This is a genomic window from Aurantimonas sp., from assembly GCF_964217435.1.
GTDB lineage: Bacteria > Pseudomonadota > Alphaproteobacteria > Rhizobiales > Rhizobiaceae > Aurantimonas > Aurantimonas coralicida.
Genome location: NZ_CAXPJM010000049.1, coordinates 1 through 20,545 on the forward strand (window position 1 = coordinate 1; position 20,545 = coordinate 20,545).

General features: G+C 68.1%; 18 protein-coding genes and 1 tRNA gene. 8 read left to right on the forward strand and 11 right to left on the reverse strand.

Features of this window, described 5'->3' with window-relative positions:
* Nucleotides 1-76: 76 nt before the first annotated feature.
* The gene (locus ACEQX1_RS17060) at nt 77-1,075 is read left to right on the forward strand and encodes an SH3 domain-containing protein (RefSeq protein ID WP_370197200.1); all 999 of its coding nucleotides are present in this window, start codon (nt 77-79) and stop codon (nt 1,073-1,075) included.
* A gap of 57 nt (nt 1,076-1,132) precedes the next feature.
* On the opposite strand, the gene ACEQX1_RS17065 is transcribed toward ACEQX1_RS17060, so the two are convergent.
* Nucleotides 1,133-2,512: an L-serine ammonia-lyase gene (locus ACEQX1_RS17065; protein ID WP_370195358.1), complete on the reverse strand. Its 1,380-nt coding sequence runs from the start codon at nt 2,510-2,512 to the stop codon at nt 1,133-1,135.
* Nucleotides 2,513-2,572: 60 nt separating this feature from the next.
* On the reverse strand, nt 2,573-3,637 hold the full coding sequence (locus tag ACEQX1_RS17070) for a YihY/virulence factor BrkB family protein (protein ID WP_370197202.1): 1,065 nt from the start codon (nt 3,635-3,637) through the stop codon (nt 2,573-2,575).
* A 243-nt stretch (nt 3,638-3,880) separates the two neighbouring features.
* Between ACEQX1_RS17070 and ACEQX1_RS17075 the strand changes: the two genes are divergently transcribed.
* Together ACEQX1_RS17075 and ACEQX1_RS17080 are read left to right on the forward strand one after the other, a co-directional pair.
* Nucleotides 3,881-4,528 carry a helix-turn-helix transcriptional regulator gene (locus ACEQX1_RS17075; protein ID WP_024349106.1) on the forward strand — a complete coding sequence of 216 codons (648 nt, stop codon included), beginning with the start codon at nt 3,881-3,883 and terminating at the stop codon, nt 4,526-4,528.
* 37 nt (nt 4,529-4,565) lie between these two features.
* Nucleotides 4,566-5,288, forward strand: coding sequence for a hypothetical protein (locus ACEQX1_RS17080; RefSeq protein ID WP_370195361.1), 723 nt, complete (start codon nt 4,566-4,568; stop codon nt 5,286-5,288).
* A gap of 51 nt (nt 5,289-5,339) precedes the next feature.
* Here the strand turns inward: ACEQX1_RS17080 and ACEQX1_RS17085 are convergent, their stop codons facing one another.
* Entirely contained in the window at nt 5,340-7,004 is a 1,665-nt protein-coding gene (locus ACEQX1_RS17085; RefSeq protein ID WP_230785488.1) for a lysine--tRNA ligase, read from the reverse strand.
* 209 nt (nt 7,005-7,213) lie between these two features.
* Between ACEQX1_RS17085 and ACEQX1_RS17090 the strand changes: the two genes are divergently transcribed.
* Nucleotides 7,214-7,624 carry a tellurite resistance TerB family protein gene (locus tag ACEQX1_RS17090; protein WP_024349109.1) on the forward strand — a complete coding sequence of 137 codons (411 nt, stop codon included), beginning with the start codon at nt 7,214-7,216 and terminating at the stop codon, nt 7,622-7,624.
* Nucleotides 7,625-7,634: 10 nt separating this feature from the next.
* Here the strand turns inward: ACEQX1_RS17090 and ACEQX1_RS17095 are convergent, their stop codons facing one another.
* The gene (locus ACEQX1_RS17095) at nt 7,635-8,432 is read right to left on the reverse strand and encodes a transporter substrate-binding domain-containing protein (protein WP_370195363.1); all 798 of its coding nucleotides are present in this window, start codon (nt 8,430-8,432) and stop codon (nt 7,635-7,637) included.
* 327 nt (nt 8,433-8,759) lie between these two features.
* Between ACEQX1_RS17095 and ACEQX1_RS17100 the strand changes: the two genes are divergently transcribed.
* On the forward strand, nt 8,760-10,592 hold the full coding sequence (locus tag ACEQX1_RS17100; protein ID WP_370195364.1) for a glycosyltransferase family 2 protein: 1,833 nt from the start codon (nt 8,760-8,762) through the stop codon (nt 10,590-10,592).
* Nucleotides 10,593-10,721: 129 nt separating this feature from the next.
* On the opposite strand, the gene ACEQX1_RS17105 is transcribed toward ACEQX1_RS17100, so the two are convergent.
* The gene (locus tag ACEQX1_RS17105) at nt 10,722-11,243 is read right to left on the reverse strand and encodes a hypothetical protein (RefSeq protein WP_370195365.1); all 522 of its coding nucleotides are present in this window, start codon (nt 11,241-11,243) and stop codon (nt 10,722-10,724) included.
* Between the two features lie 275 nt (nt 11,244-11,518).
* On the opposite strand from ACEQX1_RS17105, the gene ACEQX1_RS17110 reads away from it, so the two are divergent.
* Entirely contained in the window at nt 11,519-11,755 is a 237-nt protein-coding gene (locus ACEQX1_RS17110) for a hypothetical protein (protein WP_370195366.1), read from the forward strand.
* A 540-nt stretch (nt 11,756-12,295) separates the two neighbouring features.
* Nucleotides 12,296-14,041, forward strand: a complete 1,746-nt coding sequence (locus ACEQX1_RS17115) for a flagellin (protein ID WP_370195367.1) — start codon at nt 12,296-12,298, stop codon at nt 14,039-14,041.
* A gap of 147 nt (nt 14,042-14,188) precedes the next feature.
* Here ACEQX1_RS17115 and ACEQX1_RS17120 read toward each other — a convergent pair.
* The 6 genes from ACEQX1_RS17120 to ACEQX1_RS17145 all read right to left on the reverse strand — a co-directional run bounded on the left by ACEQX1_RS17120 (nt 14,189) and on the right by ACEQX1_RS17145 (nt 19,875).
* Nucleotides 14,189-14,263: transfer RNA gene (locus tag ACEQX1_RS17120), tRNA-Gly, on the reverse strand.
* Between the two features lie 147 nt (nt 14,264-14,410).
* Entirely contained in the window at nt 14,411-15,049 is a 639-nt protein-coding gene (locus ACEQX1_RS17125) for a 2-dehydro-3-deoxy-phosphogluconate aldolase (protein ID WP_009208474.1), read from the reverse strand.
* A gap of 163 nt (nt 15,050-15,212) precedes the next feature.
* Nucleotides 15,213-16,421, reverse strand: coding sequence for a cell wall hydrolase (locus ACEQX1_RS17130; RefSeq protein ID WP_370195368.1), 1,209 nt, complete (start codon nt 16,419-16,421; stop codon nt 15,213-15,215).
* A gap of 85 nt (nt 16,422-16,506) precedes the next feature.
* On the reverse strand, nt 16,507-17,916 hold the full coding sequence (der, locus tag ACEQX1_RS17135; RefSeq protein WP_009208472.1) for a ribosome biogenesis GTPase Der: 1,410 nt from the start codon (nt 17,914-17,916) through the stop codon (nt 16,507-16,509).
* Between the two features lie 170 nt (nt 17,917-18,086).
* The gene (locus ACEQX1_RS17140; protein ID WP_370197207.1) at nt 18,087-19,181 is read right to left on the reverse strand and encodes a tetratricopeptide repeat protein; all 1,095 of its coding nucleotides are present in this window, start codon (nt 19,179-19,181) and stop codon (nt 18,087-18,089) included.
* 118 nt (nt 19,182-19,299) lie between these two features.
* A complete protein-coding gene (locus ACEQX1_RS17145; protein WP_370195774.1) occupies nt 19,300-19,875 on the reverse strand; it encodes an NnrU family protein in 576 nt (191 codons plus the stop codon).
* Nucleotides 19,876-20,095: 220 nt separating this feature from the next.
* Between ACEQX1_RS17145 and ACEQX1_RS17150 the strand changes: the two genes are divergently transcribed.
* Nucleotides 20,096-20,497 (forward strand): I78 family peptidase inhibitor, encoded by a 402-nt coding sequence (locus ACEQX1_RS17150; protein ID WP_162142644.1) that lies wholly within the window; start codon nt 20,096-20,098, stop codon nt 20,495-20,497.
* The last annotated feature ends 48 nt before the right edge of the window (nt 20,498-20,545 follow it).

Below are 20,545 nucleotides of genomic sequence, written 5' to 3' on the forward strand. Positions count from 1 at the left end.
CGGAAATTTGCGGCAGGCGCGCCCCGGAGCTGCCATCGGCGCCCGGCGCGGCACGCGGCCGACGAGGAGAAGCAGGATGACGAGGGGGCCGCGCAATCGACATCGGCCGAGCGAGGAGGCGATTCGCAGACGCCTTGTCGAGCGTCGTTCAGATTACGATCGCCGGCAGGCCGATACCGGCTGGGTCGACCGTTTGGTCCAGGGCCGGCAGCCGACCGGACGGCTGACGAACCGTGGCCGGCCGCCCGGCTTCTTCACGCGCCTGCGGCGTCGGCCCATCACCGCCTATATCCTGGCGACGATCGCCTCGGTGGCCATCGTCGCCGCGCTGACGCCGACGCTCCTGCGCACGAGCACTCCGGCCGGCAACGCCCCGCAGGTCGCGCAGTCGACGCCCGCGGCATCCGACGACGCGGCCATCGCCCGGCGCATGGCCGATGCCATGGCGCCGGTGGCCGAACGGGTCGCCTCGGCCGAGACCGGCAGTCGCCTGCGCCCCGCCATCGCCGCGATGCCCGAAACCGTCGCCCGCCCCCCGGCCATGAGCGAGGCCGCCGTCGCCGCGGCACTCAATCTGCGCCTGCCGCCCGATGCGGCCCAGCTCGTCGCAGCCGTCGAGAATCCCGATTATCTGAGCACGACCGGCAGCGTCGGCCCGATCATTGCCGACGCCGACAGCATCGAGCCGCCACGCCCCGGCGCGATCGATCTGGACACCGTCGCGCCGCTCGGGCCGATCGTCCCGCAGGTCCCGACCGCGCAGACGCCGCCGTCGACCGATTCCGCCCCCCTCACCGTCGAGGAAGCCCTGCGCGGGACCGCCCCAACGGCAGTCCCAGCCGACAGCGCACCGCCCCAGCAAGAGCTCGCGGCCGCACAGCCGGAGGAAGGCCCGGGCGGCATCGTCACGGCCAGCGTCAACATGCGGGCCAAGCCGGAGAACAATGCGACCATCGTCGCCGTCCTGGAAAAGGGCATGGCGGTCACCGTCATCGCCTGCACCTCCTGGTGCGAGGTCTCGGCGAATGGCCAGCGCGGCTTCGTCTTCCGCGATTTCGTCGACCAGCGCAGCTGATAGGCCAGCCCATGCCCGGTCACGGGCATGGCGACCATTCGCGATGCGGCCACTGCCTCAGCAGATGGTGACGTTGACGGCGAGCCCGCCCATTGCGGTTTCCTTGTATTTCTCGCTCATGTCGTTGCCGGTCTGGCGCATCGTCTCGATGACATTGTCCAGCGAGACGAAATGCGTGCCGTCGCCCTTCAGGGCCAGGCGCGCGGCGTTGATCGCCTTCATCGCCCCCATCGTGTTGCGCTCGATGCAGGGGATCTGCACGAGCCCGCCGATCGGGTCGCAGGTCAGGCCGAGATTGTGCTCCATGGCGATCTCGGCGGCGTTCTCCACCTGCCGCGGCGTCCCGCCCAGAACGGCGCAAAGGCCGGCCGCCGCCATCGAGCAGGCGACGCCCACCTCGCCCTGGCAGCCCATCTCGGCCGCCGAGATCGAGGCGTTCTGCTTGTAGAGCGCGCCGATCGCCGCCGATGTCGCCATGAAGGTGACGACGCCATCGTCCGTCGCGCCGTGCACGAAGCGCTCGTAATAGGCCAGCACCGCCGGGATGACGCCCGCCGCCCCGTTGGTCGGCGCGGTGACGACGCGGCCGCCGGCGGCGTTCTCCTCGTTCACGGCTAAGGCGTAGAGATTGACCCAGTCGAGCGTCGTCAGCGGATCGCGCAGCGCCTTCTCCGGCTTTCGCAGGAGCTCATTGTGAAGCTGCTTGGCCCGCCGCCGCACCTTCAGCCCGCCCGGCAGGATGCCATCCATCCGGCAGCCGCGCTCGATGGAATCGAGCATGGCATCGCGAATGCCTAGAATGCCGTCGCGGATCTCGGCCCGCGAACGCCAGGTCTCCTCATTGGCAAGCACCGCCTCGCCGATCGACAGGCCATGCGCCTCGCACAGCGCCAGAAGCTCGTCGCCGGAGCTGAATTCGTAGGGCGCGCGGGCATTGGTCAGCACCGGCGTCTCTCCGGCAGCGTCTTCCGCCGACATCACGAAACCGCCGCCGACGGAGTAATAGTCCGCCCGGTCGATCTCCCGGTCCGCCGCGTCGAAGGCGGTGAAGCGCATGCCGTTGGAATGGTGCGGCAGGCGTTCGCGTTTCAGGAAGATCAGCTCCTCGCCGTCGCGAAACGGCACGCGCTGGCCGCGGTCGAGCTGCAGCTCGCCCTTGTCGCGGATATAGGCGAACAGGTCCTCGGCATCGTCAGGGTCGAGCGTGTCGGGCTGCAGGCCGGCCAGGCCGAGCATCACCGCCTTGTCGGTGCCGTGGCCGGTGCCGGTGAGCGCCAGCGAACCGTAGAGATGCACGACGACCCGCGCCGTCTCGCCCTTCAGCCCGCGATCGTCGAGCCGGTCGAGAAAGCGGCGTGCCGCCCACATCGGCCCCACCGTGTGGGACGACGACGGCCCGATCCCGATCTTGAACAGCTCGAACAGGCTGATGGACATGCGGCCTCCCCCCCCCTCAACCTCGCAAAAAGAGACTGCTTTGGCCGGCCATGCAAGCCGTCAGGCGGGATGCTTGTGCTTGCGCCGGAACAGGCCGCGCTTCTCCGCCGTGGGGGCGGGATCGCGCCGCGAGCTCTTGCCCAGCGTGTCGGCGACCCGGGCGCCGCGTTCGCCGATCGGCCTGGGCGGGTCGTTCACCGTGTCGTGCGCCGTCTGGTGCTCCATCTCGGCATTGATCTCGGCGCCGATGATGAAGATCAGCGAGGAAATCCACACCCACATCATGAAGCCGATGACGGCGCCGAGCGAGCCGTACATGGCGTTGTAATTGGCGAAGTTCTGCAGGTACCAGGAGAAGCCGAGCGAGGCGATAAGCCAGACGACGGCGGCCAGGAGCGCGCCGGAGACCACCCATTTCCAGCGGGCGCGCCGGCGGCTGGGCCCATACCGATAGATCATCGCGATGGCGACGACGATCAGCCCGAAGACCACCGGCCAGCGCATCGCCGCGATCATGGTCTCCGAGAAGCTCTGCAGGCCGAAGACGGCCATGACCACCGGAACGACGCCGACGGTGACGATCAGCACGATGCCGATGAAGATGGCGCCGAGGGTGAAGCAGAAGGCGACGAGGTTCAGCTTGAAGAAGCTGCGCTGCTCGCGCTCGCCATAGGCGACGTTCATCGCCTCGAACAGGGTCTTGATGCCGTTATTGGCGCTCCACAGCGCAAACAGCAGGCCGCTGACGAAGCCCAGCGACAGCGACGAGGAATCCTGGCTCACCAGCCGCGCCAGCTGCGATTCCAGGAGCTCGGTGCCGGCCGTCGGCAGGAACTGGCCGATGAAGGCGATATGCTCGCCGATCGAGACCGGGTCGGCGACGAAGCCATAAAGCGAGACGAAGACGGCGAAGGCCGGAAACAGCGCCAGCAGCAGGTAGAAGGTCGCGCCGGCGGCGATCAGCATCACCCGGTCATCGAAGAACGAGGCGTAGATGCGCAGGCTGATGTCCTTCCAGCCCTTCCAGGGGATCGACATCGGCCCGCCGGCGCTGCGGCCGCGCCCCGGCTCGCTGGCCCGGCGCCGGGTTTCCTCGCTGGTATGCGCCGCGAACTTCAGATCCATGCCGCCATTCCGTTCCTGCCATCGCATGCCGCCGCGATACGCCGCGCGTCGGCAGCCCCGTCCATAAGGCTGGAAGAGCATATGGCACCAACCATGGCCGCTGCCCAGCGGCGCACTACTGCGCAAAGGCAGGCCCGGCCGCCACCGAAGAATTTGACGCTACGATATGGACAGCGGCACGATGGCGCTTTAAGACCGGTCAGAGGTATTTATTCCTCTGACGCAGACCGGGCTTCGCACACGATGTTTTCCCATGACCGGATATGGCTGGCGATCGACGCCCTGGCGACCCGTCACCGGATGTCGCCCTCCGGCCTCGCCCGGCGCGCCGGCCTCGATCCGACGACCTTCAACAAGTCCAAGCGCAATGCCAGTGACGGACGCCCGCGCTGGCCCTCGACCGAATCCATCGCTAAGGTCATCGCCGCGACCGACACCAGCATCGAGGAATTCGCGGCGCTGATGCGCGGCGAGACGCCGGGCGGTCCCCGCTCGCCCAGCCCCGCCATGAGCGTGCCGCTGCTCGGCTTCGCCGAGGCCGGCGGTGGCGGGTTCTTCGACGATTCCGGTTTTCCGGCCGGCCAGGGCTGGGACGAGATCGCCCTGCCCTCGACCGGCGACGAGACGGTCTATGCCCTCGAGGTATCGGGCCAGTCGATGATGCCGCTCTACCGCGATGGCGACATCCTCATCGTCTCCCCGGCCGCCGCCGTCCGGCGCGGTGACCGGGTCGTGGTGCGCACCCGCGAAGGCGAGGTGATGGCCAAGATCCTGCAGCGCCAGACCAGCCGCACCATCGAGCTGGCGTCGACCAATCCGGATTTCCCCGACCGCCAGTTCCAGATGGACGAGGTGGAATGGATGGCGCGCATCCTGTGGGCCAGCCAGTGATCCTGCAACCGCGTCCCGGCGGCGGGACGAGCCGGCCTTGAGCAGGACCGGCGGCAGTCGGCGCGTGATCCGCACGCTGCTCGTCGCCCTCGGCCTTGCGGCGCTGGCCGCTCTCCTCTTTTGGCTGTTGCCGTCCCCCGACGAACTGGAGGAGCCGGACCGCATTGTCCCGCCGGCGGCGGAGCAATCGGCCGAGCCGTCAGCGCCCTCTGCTCCCGAGCCGGCACGCGCCCCGAATGGCGACGGCCTAGCGCCCCGCCTCGGCCGGAACGTCACGCCCGACGGCATCACCAGCGGCCCCGCGACGGACGGCCCGCTCCGCCGGTTGCCGCCGCGCGCGCCCGACCCGTCGCCGCAGCAAGCCGCAGAGCCCGAAAACACCGAAACCCGGCAGATCCTGTTGCCCCGCCCGATCGCGCGCGACACCGCCCACCTGACGATCGGCCGCGGCACGATCGCCCTGCCCGGCATTGCGTCGCTCCCCCTGGAGCGCAGCTGCGGCGAGGGGGCGAACGCCTGGCCCTGCGGCATGCGGGCGCGCACAGAGCTGCGCAATTACCTGCGCTCGCGCTCGATCCGCTGCGAGGTCCCGGAGGATTTCGGCGACCGCGACGAGACGATCACCAGCGCCTGCACGCTGCGCGGCGACGATGTCGGGGCATGGATCGTGCGCAATGGCTGGGCCGAGGCGGCGCCCGGCGGTCCCTATCAGGACGCCGAGGCCGAAGCCCGGCGCGAGAAGCGCGGCATCTGGCGATAGACGGCGGCGAACGCCCGCCGCAGTTCGGTTCGAGCAGAGACAGCCCGGGCGTCAGGCGCCTGAAGCCAGCCGGCCTTCCAGTGCGTCGCGGATCAGGGCGCGGGTTTCGGAAAGACCGTAAAGCGCCGCGAAGGAGCCGAAACGCGGACCTTTTTCCTGTCCGATCAGGATCTGGTAGAGCGCCTGGAACCACTCGCCGGACACGCCCGGTCCGCCCTGCGGCCCCGACTTCTTGTGGTCCTGATACCGCTCGATCGGCCGGGCGACGTCCAGCAGCGCGTTCTGGATCGCCTCGCCATCGGCATCGGCCGGCAGCGACGCAAAGGCGGCATCGAGCGATTCCAGCGCCTCACGCTCGACCGCGTCCGGGGCGCGGAACGTCTTCGCCGGCCGGACGAAATCCTCGTAATAGCGCAGCGCATAGCCGACGAGCTGATCGAGTTCGGGATCGGTCTCGGCGGTCACCCCCGGCGCGTAGCGCGTGATGAAGCCCCACAGGGTCGAGGCATTCGACGCGTTGGAGGCCGAGACAAGGTTGATCAGCATGGCGAAGGGCACCGGCACGCCCTTGGCCGGCGGCGTCCCGTTGTGGATGTGCCAAACCGGATTCTGCAGCTGCTGGCGCAGTTCCTGGCGCTGATAGGCGGAGACGAACTGGTAGTAGTCGTCCACGGCCTTGGGGATGACGTCGAAGAACAGCCGCTTGGCGGCGCGCGGCTTGCCGAACATGTAGAAGGCCAGGCTCTGCGGCGAAGCATAGGACAGCCATTCGTCGATGGTCAGGCCGTTGCCCTTCGACTTGGAGATCTTCTGCCCGCTCTGGTCGAGGAAGAGTTCGTAATTGAACCCCTCCGGCGGCGCCGAGCCGAGCGCCCGGCAGATCTTCGACGACAGGGTGACGGAATCGATCAGGTCCTTGCCGGCCATCTCGTAGTCGACGCCGAGCGCCGCCCAGCGCATGGCCCAGTCGGCCTTCCACTGGCACTTCACCGCGCCGCCGGTGACCGTGGTTTCGATCCGCTCACCCGTCTCCGGATCGAGATAGGCGATCATGCCGCGCTCGACGTCGCGTTCGACGGTCGGCACCTGCAGGACGATGCCGGTGCGCGGATGGATCGGCAGGAAGGGCGAATAGGTCGCCTGCCGTTCGGCGCCGAGCGTCGGCAGGATGATCGCCCGCACCTCGTCATAGGCGGCGAGCATCTTCAGGAGCGTCGCGTCGAAGCGGCCGGAGGCGTAGTAATCGGTGGCCGAGGCGAATTCGTAATCGAAGCCGAACCGGTCGAGAAAGGCCCGCAGCCGCGCATTGTTGTGGGCGGCAAAGCTCGGATAATCGTCGGAGAACGGGTCGGGCACCCGCGACAGCGGCTTGCCGATATGGGTCGCCAGCATCTCGCGGTTCGGCACGTTGTCCGGCACCTTGCGCAGGCCGTCCATGTCGTCGGAGAAGCACAGGAGCCGCGTCGGCACGGCGCCGTCGGTCAAGACCGTGAAGGCGTGGCGGACCATCGAGGTCCGCGCGACCTCGCCGAAGGTGCCGATATGCGGCAGCCCCGACGGGCCGTAGCCGGTCTGGAACAGGACTTCCGCCGGCATGCCGCTCTTCTCGAAGCGCTTCAGCAGCTTGCGCGCTTCCTCGAAGGGCCAGGCATTCGACGCCATGGCTTCGGTCCGCAAGAGATCGACGTCGACGGTGTCCGGCTGCGGGCTCGGCATGAAGGCATTCCTCGAAAATCCGGGTCCCGGGCGTCCGCGCGCACTGCGAAGGGGACGCGCAGATTGCCGGGGGACCGTCAGGTGCCGCCCGGTCTAGAAAGAAGCCGGCGGCGCGTCAACAAAAGCCGCCCGCGCCGAATGACGGCTTGTTGCGGCCGCCCCGGGTGCATAGCTTGCCGAGGGTAGCCCTGAAGCAAGGAAGGCAGACAATGTCGGATCTCGGACCACGCGAAGCCCTGGTTCATCTCATGGTGTCGATGGCCGCGGCGGATGGCGCGATCAGCGACCACGAGCTGCGGGAGCTGCAGGCCATCCTCGACACGCTGCCGGTCTTCGAAGGTTTCGATCGGGGCCGGCTGAACGGCATTTCCGAGCGCTGCAGCCATATTCTCGAACAGGAAGACGGGCTGCAGACGATCATCGACAACCTGATGTCGGCGCTGCCGCAAAAGCTGTACGAAACGGCCTATGCGCTGGCGATCGAGGTTGCGGCCTCCGACGTCCACGCCAGCCAGCCGGAACTGCGCTTCCTGGAAATGCTGCGCGACGCCTTCGAGCTCGACCGGCTGACCGCCGGGGCCATCGAGCATTCCGCCCGGGTGCGATACCGGCGCCTCTAGCGGCGCGCCGTCAGAAGGCGCTGACCGGGAAGTAGCGCAGCAGCAATTCGGAAAACCGCTTGCTCTCGACGAGCTGGCCGATCGCATAGTCGAAGGCCCGGGCGAGTTCCTCGTCCTTCGGCGCCACGGCGATGGACAGTCCCTCGCCGAGGAACCGGTCCGACAGGAACGGCCCACCGGAAAAACCGCAGCAATCCTCGGCGGCGTTGCTCTCCAGCCAGAAGGACAGGCCGACGCCGTCGCCGAAATAGGCGGCGACCTCGCCCTTGCGCAAAGCGGCCAGTCCGTCGTCGCGGGTGGGATACAGCCGCCGGTCGATCTGCGGAAAGAAGCTGCGCAGCATGGCCGCATGGGCACTGCCCTCGGCAACGCCCACCGGCTTGCCGGCCAGCGTGTCGGCGACCGGCTCCTTCACCGGCGCCTCCCTGGTGGTCACGAAGCGTGCCGGATACCGGAAATAGGGTTCTGTAAAGGCAAGGTCGCGCCGCGTGTCGGGCGTCATCGACAGGCCGGCGACGATCGCTTCCCCGTCACCGCGCTGCAGTGCGGGCACCAGGTCGCGAAACGCCATCGCCTCGATCTGGCAGCGCGGCAGGATATCCAGTTCCTCGCAGATCGCCCGGACGAGATCGACATTGAACCCCGCCAGCCGGCCCCGCCGGTCGAGGAAGTTGAACGGCGGGTAGTTGGTCGTCGTCAGGAAGCGGATGCGCGTGCGCGCGCCGAGATCGGGCTTGGTCATGCGCTGGCGCTGGTCGAAGAAATTCGGCGTCGCCACCTGGGCCTTCACGGTGGCAACACCGGTCACTGCATCCCCGAGGAATCCAGCGGCGGACACGAGTATTCCAACCAGCAACAACCCTGACGCGAAACATACCCGCATAGATTTCTTTCCCTTGCGTCATCACTCGCGCACGATGCAACCGGGTGCCGGCCGGCGCCCCGACACTTCATCCTGGAGCGGGTCGTTTGCGTGCGTGACGATCAGACCGATCCTCGAACGGCTTATGCGGCGGGACCTTATGGCCCGCAACCGGCCATACGCAAGAATGCCCGCTTCACGCGTCCGAAACCGCTCGATACTCCGTCGCAACCGCCGGGCGGCGCCCGCTTCGCCGGAGGCGTCACCGACCGCGTGATCGCCCGGCTGGGCCTGACCGCGGAAGCCCTCAGCCGCGCTCGCCGCGCGGCAGCCGAGAACCGGACCGACCTCGCCGCCGAACTGATCGCCGGCCGGCACGTGACCGCCGATCGCCTGACACGCCTGATGGCGGAAGCGCTGGATCTGCCCCACGAGCCCATCGGCCCGGACGAACGGATCATCGGTCTTCGCGATTTCCAGCCTGCCGGTTCTCCGCGCCTTCTGAAGACCTGCGGCGCGGATCTCGAGACCAAGCTGTTCCTGCGCCCGCGCCTCGAAGATCTCGACCGGGTCGCCGCGCTGCTCGCCCTGCAGCCGGACGTCCGGCGCAAGGCGCGCTTGACCACCGAAGCCGACATCGGCGCGGCCCTGGCGTCCCGCAGCGCGGCTCGGCGCATCGAGGATGCGACGCTCAGCCTTGCCCGGAGCGCGCCGCGCCACTCGGCGCGGACCGTCGTCGAGGCCGGCCAGGCGGCGTTGCTGGCCTTTGCCGCCTGCGCCGTTCTCGCCGCCTTCGCCATGGCCCCGTCCGCAACCGCCGCGGTCCTGCATCCGCTGTTCGGCATCGCCTTCGCCGCCTGTCTCGCCATCCGCATCGTCGCGGCGCTGCCGGCCCCTCCCAAGCCCAAGCCGGACGCGGATATGGAGACAGGCCCCCTGCCCGTCTATTCGGTCCTCGTCGCGCTGTATCAGGAAACGGGGGTGATCGAGCGCCTCGTCGCGTCCCTGTCGCGCCTCGACTGGCCGACCAGCCGCATCGAGATCAAGCTGGTCTGCGAGGCCGACGATCCGGCGACCATCGCCGAGGCGCGCCGCGCCACCGCCGGACTGCCGCAGTTCGAGATCGTCGCCGTGCCGCCCGGCGAGCCGCGCACCAAGCCGAAGGCGCTGAACTTCGTCCTGCCGCTCTGCCGGGGCGAATTCGTCGCGCTCTACGACGCCGAGGACGAGCCGGACCCCGGCCAGTTGCGCGAGGCGTTCCACCGATTCCGCAGCGGCCCCGGTGACCTTGCCTGCCTGCAGGCGCCGCTCGTCGTGCGCAACGGCCAGCAGAACTGGCTGGCCGGCCTCTTCGCGCTGGAATATGCGGCGCTGTTCCGGCGGCTGCTGCCGTGGCTTGCGCGCCATCGCCTGCCGATGCCGCTGGGCGGCACCTCGAACCATTTCCGCCGCCATTGCCTGACCGCGGTGGGCGGCTGGGATTCCCACAATGTCACCGAGGACGCCGATCTCGGCATGCGGCTGTATCGCGAAGGCTGGACGATCGGCACGCTGACACGGCCGACGCTGGAGGATGCCCCCGAACGCTGGCCGGTCTGGTATCGCCAGCGCACACGCTGGACGAAGGGCTGGCTGCAGACCTGGCTGGTCCACATGCGCCAGCCGCTCAGGCTGTGGCGCGAACTCGGCCCGGTCAGCTTCGCTGTGTTCCAGATGCTGTTCGTCGGCATGCTGGCCTCGGCGCTGATCCAGCCGGTGTTTCTCGTGCTGGTGCTGTCGACGCTGGTGTCGGCGCTGAACCACGGCCTGCCCGGCGGCCTCGCAGGCCTGATCTTCGCGCTCGACCTGTTCAACGCGACCGGCGGCTTCATCGCCTTCGTCGCGCTGTCACTCCCGGCGCTGCAGCCGGAGGAGCGCGCTACCCTGCCGAAATATTACGCCCTCGTTCATCTCTACTGGCTGCTGATCGCGCTCGCGTCGCTGCGCGCGGTGGTCCAGCTCGCGCGCGATCCCCACCGGTGGGAGAAGACCCATCACGACATCCGCGCCCGGGCCGACCTCTGCGACCAGCGCTACCGCACCGAACCGCATTTCAGCGCCAGCTAGGCGTCTCTGTCCCGGAGTGTGAAAGGCTCGGTGGGCGAGCCGCTCCCAACGCAAGACGGGCGGCCATCCCGACCGCCCGTCATTTGAAAGTCGTCTGCGCCGACTTGGCGGTCGCGCCGCCGAATGCCGTCAGTGCCCCTTGAGGCCATCCCGCAGGCGCTGGGCCTGGATGGCCGCGCGAGCATACTGCTCCCAGGCGGAGCGGACAGCCATCAGATTGACGTTCATTGCCTCGGCAAGGCTCTCGAGCTCATCGAGCTTGGCCGCGCTCTTGGCGAACTTGCCGGCCAGATCGCCGCTCACGTCGCCCTTGCGTGCGCTTTCGATCATCCCGGCGAGACTGCGGCCGTGTTCCTCGATCTCCGGCAGGATCCGCGTCAGCGCCTGGTTCAGGCGGAGCCGTTCGGCTTCCGCCGTCTCGAGCTGGGGACGTAGCTGCTCCATCAGTCGCGCCGCGTTGCGGCATTCCCGGCCGTGCCGGTCGAGATCATGGCCGAGCCCGGTGAAACCACCCTCGATGCGGCGCGGCAACCGCGGCACCGGTTCGTCCATGATCAGCGGCGGTCCCGACAGCACATTCGACGCCGCACTCGGCTTGTCGCTGCGATCGGCAAAGTCTCTCGACAGTTCCTCGGTGAGAAAGTCGCTCATATCTGGGGTGGTATCCTTGGCTGCCGTCATCGTGGACATGCTATTCTCCCGCAATGCCGCTGGATTGCTTGTTGATGATTAAATATGCACGGCTGCGAGTGGCCGGCCACCATTTTGTTAACGGATGGTTAAGACTTGCAGGCGCTTAGCCCTCGAAGATGACGCAACGACCTCTCGGGGACGCCCTGCGACATTCCCCGTTATCCCCACTTGTCCACCGGAAACTGCAGGCCGCCCCGCAGTCATCCGGCGATTCCCCATGCTAGGCTCGCGCCATGAAGGACAGACGCGATTCCCGTTCCGTGCCGGTCACGGCAGCGCCGCTGACAGCGGCGACGATCGACCACCTCGAAGCCTGCGCGAGCGGGCTTTGGGAGCATGCGCGGGATTTCGACCGCTGGGGCCTGGCGCTCGACGCCGAGGCGACCCGCAGCCAGGCGATCGCCTGCCGCGTCGAGGCGATCATCGCCCGCGCCACGGCCGGAGCGACGGATTATCTGCAGGCGTCCTGACCCGGCTTCCCGAGGCAGCGATCGTCTCGTCTGAGATCGTTTACGACGAATCCAGATCGTCCGGTTTTCGCCGCGCAATGCGCCGCGGGACGAAGGGGTATAGGCACGTCGCGGCCCTGTAGCCGCGTTGTGGTGCGCTCGCGAGCGGCGCCGTTCATACGCCGCGCTGCTCCGCGGCTCATCGACGCCTGCTCTACCCCACGTTGCTCCGCAGCGCCTTCCCGCGGTCCTCTCCAAGCGGGCAAACGACCCGGCGTGGCCGGCCCGCATGAACCTCACTGGTGGACTATAGGCAGTGCCAGACCCCGGTCAGATGCACAGTGTCGCGCGCACCGGTCAGCCCTCTCCATCTCCCGCTGCGCACTTCCGCCGAGACGCTCAGCGGACCAGGCTCGAACCCCTCGCGTGACAGCCTCCTGCGCCGAGCGATAGCCGGCCATGCATTCCGCGAACACCACTCCTGATGGCGATAAGGCTCTGTTAAGCAACCGGAACCTATATCGTTAAACATAACTAAGCCCGCCTTACGAGGCCCTCCACATGATCAGTATACGGACCAACGGCGCCGCGATGACGGCGCTTGCCAACCTGCGTTCGCTGCAATCTGCATCGGACGCAAATCAGACCGCGATGGCCACGGGCTACCGGGTCGGCTCGGCCGCCGACAACGCGTCCTACTGGTCGATCGCGACCGGCATGCGTTCGGACGTCAAGGCGCTTGGTGCCGTCGCCGACGCGCTGGGCCTTGGCTCGGCCACGACCGACGTCGCCTACACGTCAATGGTGCAGGTCGGCGACATGCTGGCTGACATCAAGGAGCGGCTGGTGGTCGCCATGGAGCCCGGCGTCGACCGCCAGAAGGTGCAGGCCGAGATCAGCCAGCTTCAGGCCGCGATCGTCGCCACCTCCCAGGCCGCGAGCTTCTCCGGCCAGAACTGGCTCCAGACCAACGTGCCCGACATCTACGAGACGCCGGTGGACCGCCGCTCGACCATGCTGGTCGCCTCGCTGTCGCGATCCAGCACGTCGGGGCTGTCGGTCGGCACGATCGGCGTCGATCTGCAGAAGACGTCCCTGTTCAACGTCGATGGCGGCGGCATGCTGCAGCCCGATCCCCGCAGCCCCAGGAACATTGGTGGCTTGCGTTCGATCGCCGCCGTCTATCCGCCGTCCTATACCCCATCCAACACCGCCAGCTCGGTCGACCGCACCTTCACATTCAGCGGTCCGGTGACCTTCGGCCTCAGCGACACGATGACCTTCACCATGACGGTCGACGCCGACAACCCCGGCACCCCGGGCCTGCCCGGCCCCTACGATCTCGGCCAGGACATCTCCGTCGTCATCGACCGGGCCCTCGTCGACGCCACGACCGGACGGACCGACGGCGTGGTCGCGGACTACCACGAGATGATCCAGGTCCTCGACGCGGCGATCACGGGCAATGAAGTCTCGGTCGGCCATGTCACCGTCTGGAATTCCACGACGCAGACATACGATCTCGTCCCGAACGCCATCAACTTCCGTGACCGCGAGACCAGCGGAAAGCCGGGCGCCTCCTTCGCCATCAAGGATTTCGCCACCACGGCCTCCGGCACGGGCGGCCTCGGCAACACCGCGACGACCTATGGTGAGCGCGCCTCCACCGTCACGCTGGATTTCCAGCCCTTCCGCATCTACCGGGACGTCGAGGTCTCGTACTCGCTGACCGCCAACAGCGTTTCGCGCTCCTATCTGATCGACCGCGATCTCGTGGACCGGGTGCTGGGCACCGACGACGGCTGGGTGAACACGGCCGCGGACATGCACGCCATCCTGACGGATCTGAACGACATTCCGGACCTGCTGATCGAGGAGACGGCCGGCGACATCGTCCTGCGCCTCGATCCCGCAGCGAACCGTGAGGCGGGCACCAAGTCGCGCATGGTTGTCAGCGGGCTGCAGGTGAACATCGAGCCCCTCACCGCGATCGGCATTCTCGACGTGGACGTGGCCGCCAATCCGAACGCGATCGAGGACTATCTGCAGCAGGTCGACACCATGCAGCAGCGCGTGGTGTCCGGGGCCGCCGTCCTCGGCGCCATCAGCAAGCGGCTGGAGATGCAGACGGAGTTCACCCGGACTGTCACGCAGACGCTGGAACAGGGCATCTCGCGGCTGGTCGACGCGGACATGGAAGAGACCTCAACCCGCTACCGTGCGCTCGAGGCCCAGCGCCAGCTTGCCGTGCAGAGCCTGTCGCTTGCCAATTCGACCCCGGACATCGCCCTCAGCCTGTTCAGATAACGACACAGGCACCCGACATCCCGAGACGCCAGCCCTCGTGGCTGGCGTTTTGCGTCGCGCGACCGGCTGCATCCATCTGCGGCCGAAACGACTGCGGAAAAGCAGCCGGTGAGGCAGGAACGATATCGGGACAGGCGCTGATGGGGCTGGAGCGGGCGATGGGGGTCGAACCCACGACATCAAGCTTGGGAAGCTTGCGTTCTACCACTGAACTACGCCCGCGCAGGCGGGACAATGCTCGTCGGGCGCTGCCGCGTCAAGATGATTTGCCGCGGTCCCGTGCGATCATCGACGCGAAGCCTCCGACCCGATGGGCTGGGATCGTGCCCCGCCTTGCAGAGGTTGCCTGCCGCGGCAACCGCGCAAGTACTAGCTGCGCAGGGCGACGGCCTCGCGGGCGAGTGCGGTGATCGCGTCCCAGTCGCCGGCCTCGACCGCAGCCTTCGGCGCGACCCAGGAACCGCCGACACAGATGACGTTCGGCAGGGCCAGATAGTCGCGGACATTCTTCATCGAGATGCCGCCGGTCGGGCAGAAGCGCAGGCTCGGAAACACCGGCGAAATCGACTTGAGGAACGCCGCCCCGCCGATCTGTTCGGCCGGGAAGAACTTTAGCACCTCGTAGCCCTCTTCCAGCATCGCCATCAGCTCGCTCGGCGTTGCCGATCCCGGCAGCATGGGCGCTTCGGACGAGCGCGCAGCGTCGAGCAGTTCCATCGTCGCCCCCGGCGACACGATGAACTGCGCGCCGGCCTTGGTGGCGCGGTCGAACTGGCGGGGGGTGAGAACGGTGCCGGCGCCGCACAGCGTCTCCGGGACCTCGCTGGCGATCGCCATGATCGCTTCCAGCGCGGCCGGGGTGCGCAGGGTCACCTCGATCGCCTTCAGGCCGCCGGCGGCCAGCGCACGGGCCAGTGCGACGCCCTCGGCGGCGGATTCCACGGCGACCACCGGAACCACCGGCTGCGCGCTCAGCATTTCCAGAAGTCGCTTGCTGTTCTGAGCCATGATGTCTTCCCCGAACCGTACCGCTGTCTTAACGGCGCTCTACAGCATCGCTTCGCCAAGGGGAATGGTTCGGGTCGAAAACCTCGCCGCGGAGACGATCCGCCGGCGCAGGATCGCGGTCATGGGTGGCGCGGCGAACAGGTCTTCGCGAAGGCCGTGCCGCTTACCAGCCGCCGTTGAAGGTGCGGTAGAAGATGTGCTTGCCGATCTTGTCCACCCGCTCCATCGCGCCGGCCCAGCGGGGGCGGACGTAATTGGCGTGGTAATGGGTCGCGGAGCCGACCTCGTTGATCCAGATCTCGCCGCGCGTGACCTGTTCGGCGATGCGCTTGGCCTTGGCCCAGGAGCCGCTGTCGGACACGCGGTCGCGCGCGCCGTCGCAGGCAAAGGAGAACTGGCAGCGATTGCGCCAGTTCTTGTTCTGGTAGACGACGCCGCAGATCGTGTTCGGGAAGGCCGGGTTGCGGACGCGGTTGAGGATGACCTGCGCCACGGCGGCCTGCCCCATGGTGCTCTCGCCGCGCGCCTCGAAATAGAGGCCGTTGGCAAGACAGCTCTGCTCCTTCTTCGACATGGTCTCCGCCGGCAGCGGCGTCGCCGCCCAGGCATGGTCCTTGTCGCCGATCGGCGGGATGAAGGCTTCCGGCGTATCCTTGAGGATCGTCTCGAACAGCGAGGAGGTCCGTGCGCTGCCCGTCGACGGCGCGTAGCCGAGGGCGTTGGTGTCGCCGGCCGAGGGCTTCAGCGAGGCCAGCATGATCTTGTCGTTCGGCGTCAGCGTCTTGGCGCCCGGAATCTTCGGCGGGCCCTGAAGCTGGAAGTTCATGGCGACGGTGATCGCCTCCTTGGTCGTCTGGGTGACCTTGGAGAAGGCGGTGCGAATGCGCTCCTGGCCACCGACGACGCGCGATCCGAGCAGCGACTGGCGCTCGAGGATCGAACCGGCGGAGAAGCCGCGCGGCGGCAGGTTGCTGGCCGGAACGAGGGACAGGACGCGGGCGCCCTTGTCCTCGCGCATGATCCGGGTTTCCTCGGGCTTGACGATGGCCGCCTCGATCTGCGGCGCGGCGACGGCTTCCATGCCCTCGGGCAGCTTCAGCCCGGCGGGGATCGGCTCGCGCAGATCGGATCCGGCAAAGGCGATGGCCGCCGTTTCCGTGGTGCCGATTTTCGATGGAACGAAATAGGCCCGCCACTGGTTTGCATGACCGGAACCGCCGAGAAGGCTGGTCATGTCCTGACGGGCGACCGGGCTGGTCACCATCGCGAGGGAAGCGAAACAGCCAGTGGCCAGAACCACGGCCTTGGCCGTCCGAGCCTTCGACAGTTTCTGCAGGCGTGTCCCCGCGTGCTGTTCAACAGCCGTCATCATTCCCCCATCAAGCCTGCGTCATATAACGGGCGTCACCCAACGTCCCCCATTAACCTTGTTTCTTGGTTAACAGACGATGGCGATTTCAAGACGGACGCTTGCGTTTTCCGGCGTAGGGATTGTCCGGCTTGCGCAGACCGAGGCGGATCGGCACGGCAAAGAGCCCGAAGCTTTCGCGTAACCCATTGATAAGATAGCGCGTATACGACGCGTTGAGCGCATCCGGGCGGCTCGTGGAGATCATGAACGTCGGCGGACGCGATTTGACCTGCGTCATGTATTTTATGTTGATCCGGCGCCCCGCGACGGCCGGCGGAGAATGTCTGGTAACCATACGGTCGAGCCACTGATTCAGCTTGGCCGTCGAGATCCGCTTGTTCCAGACCTCGTGGGTATCGACGATCGCCTTCATCAGCCGCTCGACGCCCTCGCCGGTTTCACCCGACACGGTGATGGCGCGAATGCCACGCGCCTGCGGCAGCAGACGGTCGGTCTTCTCGCGCAGATCGGCGAGCACCTCCTGGCGGTCCTCGATCAGATCCCACTTGTTGAAGGCGATGACCGGCGCCCGGCCTTCGCGCATGACCAGGTCGACGATCGACATGTCCTGGCGCTCGAACGGGATTGTCGCGTCGAACACGACGACCACGACCTCGGCGAACTTGATCGCGCGCAGGCCGTCGGCCACCGACAGCTTCTCCAGCTTTTCCTGCACCTTCGCCTTGCGGCGCATGCCGGCCGTGTCGAAGACCTTGATCGTGCGGCCGCGCCATTCCCATTCGCTGGCGATGGAGTCGCGGGTGATGCCGGCCTCCGGGCCGGTCAGCATCCGGTCCTCGCCGAGGAACCGGTTGATCAGCGTCGACTTGCCGGCATTCGGGCGGCCGACGATGGCGATCCGCAGGGGCTTGGTGGCGTCGTAGACGGGCTCGACCTCGTCATCCTCGACCGGCACGTCCACCAGCGCTTCCTCGGGCTCCGGCGTGTCGTCGGCGAAGGTCTCCTCGCCCAGCGCCTCGAGGATGGCGTCGCGCAATTCGCCCATGCCGACGCCATGCTCGGCGGAAATGCCGATCGGCTCGCCCAGCCCCAGCTCGAAGGCGTCGAGCATGCCGGCTTCCGCCCCGCGGGCTTCCGACTTGTTGGCGACGAGGATCACCTTGCCGGCAGTGCGGCGCATGATCTCGACGAAGGCCCTGTCCTGGGGCATGACGCCGGCCTTCACGTCGATCATGAACAGGCACAGATCGGCCGAGGCGATCGCCGTCTCGGTCTGGGTGCGCATCCGGCCTTCCAGCGTGTCGGCGCCGGCTTCTTCCAGGCCGGCCGTATCGACCACCTCAAAGTCGAGGTCGAGCAGCGTCGCGTCGCCGGTGCGGCGGTCGCGGGTGACGCCGGGCCGGTCGTCGACCAGCGCCAGACGCTTGCCGACGAGGCGGTTGAACAGGGTGGACTTGCCGACATTGGGTCGGCCGATAATGGCGATGGTGACCATGACGGTCTCCGCGCTCCTCCGGAGCGATGGGGCACACCGGTACGAAGCCGGGGCCGGTTGCGATCGGGGCGCCGGCCGTGTGTCACGTGCGAGCTCTGCCCCGATCCGATCGGTTTGCGGCGACGTCCGGACCGGGTGAACCCGGCCGCAGGCGACGGCGCCGCAGCGGTTCAGTCGGCGCCGGCGGGCGCCGGAGCGGCCGGCGCGCTCTGCGGCGCGTCGGTCGTGGTCGGCTCGGCTTGTTCCGGCGCGGCAGCCTCGGGGGCGGCCGCGGGATCGGTGATGCCGAGCCCGGTCGTGGGAACGGCGACGCTTGGCGCGGCAGCCCCTTCGGGCAGCGCCCCAGCGGCGGCGGGCGCAGCCGGCGCTTCGCCAGTAGCCGCATCCGGGCTCGCCGGAGCCTCGGGCGCTGCACCCTCGGTGGCTGTTCCATCGGGATCTGCTTCGTCGCTGGCAGCGGCCGGCGCCTCGGTCGCCGGCGCCGAAGGCGTGGCCTCCGGGGCGGTCGTCTCGGAGGCCGCGACGGGCGCGGTTGCGTCCGCCGGAGCGGCGGTTGCAGGCGCCGTCGTCGCACCGATCTCGTCCGGCATCACGGTGCCCTCGGGCATCGGCTTGCCGGCGGCGATCAGGTCGAGCATCAGCCGGGCCCGGCTGATGATGCCGTTCGGCGCACCGGGGTCGTCGACCAGCTGCTGGAACAGCGTCGTCGCGGTTTCGGTGTCCTCGGCCTTCCAGGCGGCCAGCGCCACGGCTTCGCGAGCCGGAAAGCGCAAGGCCTCGCTGTCGCCGGTCAGCCGTTCGACACGGCTGCGGACGTCGCTGAGCGCGCCGTGGTCGACCAGCACATAGGCGGCGCGCACGGCGGCCATGTCGCGCAGCGCGTCGGGCGCGCCGGAATCCGCCGCCACCTTGTCGAAGGCGGCGACCGCCTCGTCGAACTTGCCCTGCGCCTGATAGACGCCGCCGATGCTCATGCGGGCAAGGTCCGGATAGGCGCCGTAGCTGTCGGTCGCCAGGGCTTCGAGCGCGGTGATGGCCTCGTCGGGCTTGCCGTCACGCGCCAGCTGCAGCGCGGCGAGATAGGCATCGCCCGAGGCGTTGGCCTGGGCGGTCTGGTACCGGTCCCAGCCGACGACGGCCGCGGTGATGACGACCACCAGAATCACCGCGGCCAGGATATAGGTCCCGAACCGCGTCCAGATGGCTTTCACCCTGTCCTGGCGAAGCTCTTCGCTGACTTCGCGAAAGAAACTGTCGTCGCTCATCCATCCACTCTTCGAAAACCGGCCGTGGCCGGGACCATCGGCCCGGCACGCAAGAACACTTGGGGTCTTCTAACGATTTTTGCCGCAGGTGAAAGGGCGTGCGCGCCGTGATGAACCGCTAAGCGATCGGTGCGACGCCGAAGAACCAGCGATGCAGCCACAGGATGAACGCCGCCGCGAGGCCGAGACCGACGACGACCGCCAGGAGATCGCCGCGCAGGCCGGGCGCCCTCGCCGCCGGCGCCGGGACCGGACGGCGGACCGCGCTGGCATAGTCGAGGACCGCCCAGACCAGGAAACTGCCGAAGAGTACCGCGTCGGCAACCGTGCCGTTGGCCAAAAGATGCCCCAGCGCCCACAGGCCGACGCCCAGCACCATCGGGTGCCGGACCGCCGTCTTGATCCGTCCGGTCGGCAGATAGGCGCTTGCGACGAGGACGAAGGCCACCGGCACCAGGAGCAGGGCAAGATGGCCGAGGCCCGGCGGCGGCGTGTAGAGCGGCACCGTCGCCATGCGCGCGGCGCCATAGCCGTAGATGATCAGCATCAGCCCGACGAGCGACAGCACCGAGTAGATGCCCTTGAACCGGTTCTCGCCAAACCGCGCCAGCAGCCGGTCGCGCGTCGGCTCCGCAATGATCCGCAGGGAATGCACGCCGAGAAAGATGACCAGGCCGAGGATGAGAATGGCCATGTGGAATTTCCCCTCTGACGGACCGGCGGGCACGGCGTGCGCGCCGGTCGAAGCGTAGCAGAAATGTCCCGATCTGACGCGATCCTGGCGACGACTTCGCGGTTTTCGCCGCCTTGCCGCTTCCTTCCCTGCCGGTGCCTGCCCTAGGGTTGCGGCGAATCGACCAGAATCGGGCCGGTCTTCACGCCGCCCGAGCAAGACCATGATGAAGGATCTTTCGATGATGCGCCCCATGTCCCTCGCCCTTTTGACGAGCGCCGCGCTGCTGGTGGCCGGCTGCGCCACCGAGCGCCCCGATCCGGCGGGCCTGAGGGCGCAGTCGGATGGCCGCATGGGCGGCGGGACTGCATTGCCGCCGATGCCGGGCGGCGGCACCGCCGGCACCAACGGCCGGCTGGCGCCGGGCGGCCCGGCCATCGGCAGCTGCAATCCGGAAGCCGCCCGGTATCTCATCGGCGAGATCGCCAATGTCGAGACGGTGGAAGCGGCAAAGGCGGCCACGGGCGCCGAGACCGTGCGGGTTCTGTATCCGAACCAGCCGGTCACCCAGGAGTTCGTCTCCGGCCGGCTGAACATGGAGACCGACAACGCCAACCGCGTCACGCAGGTCCGCTGCGGCTGATCCGCCTGCGGGCCTGACCGGCCCGCCTCTTCTCGTCGAACCGCCGGG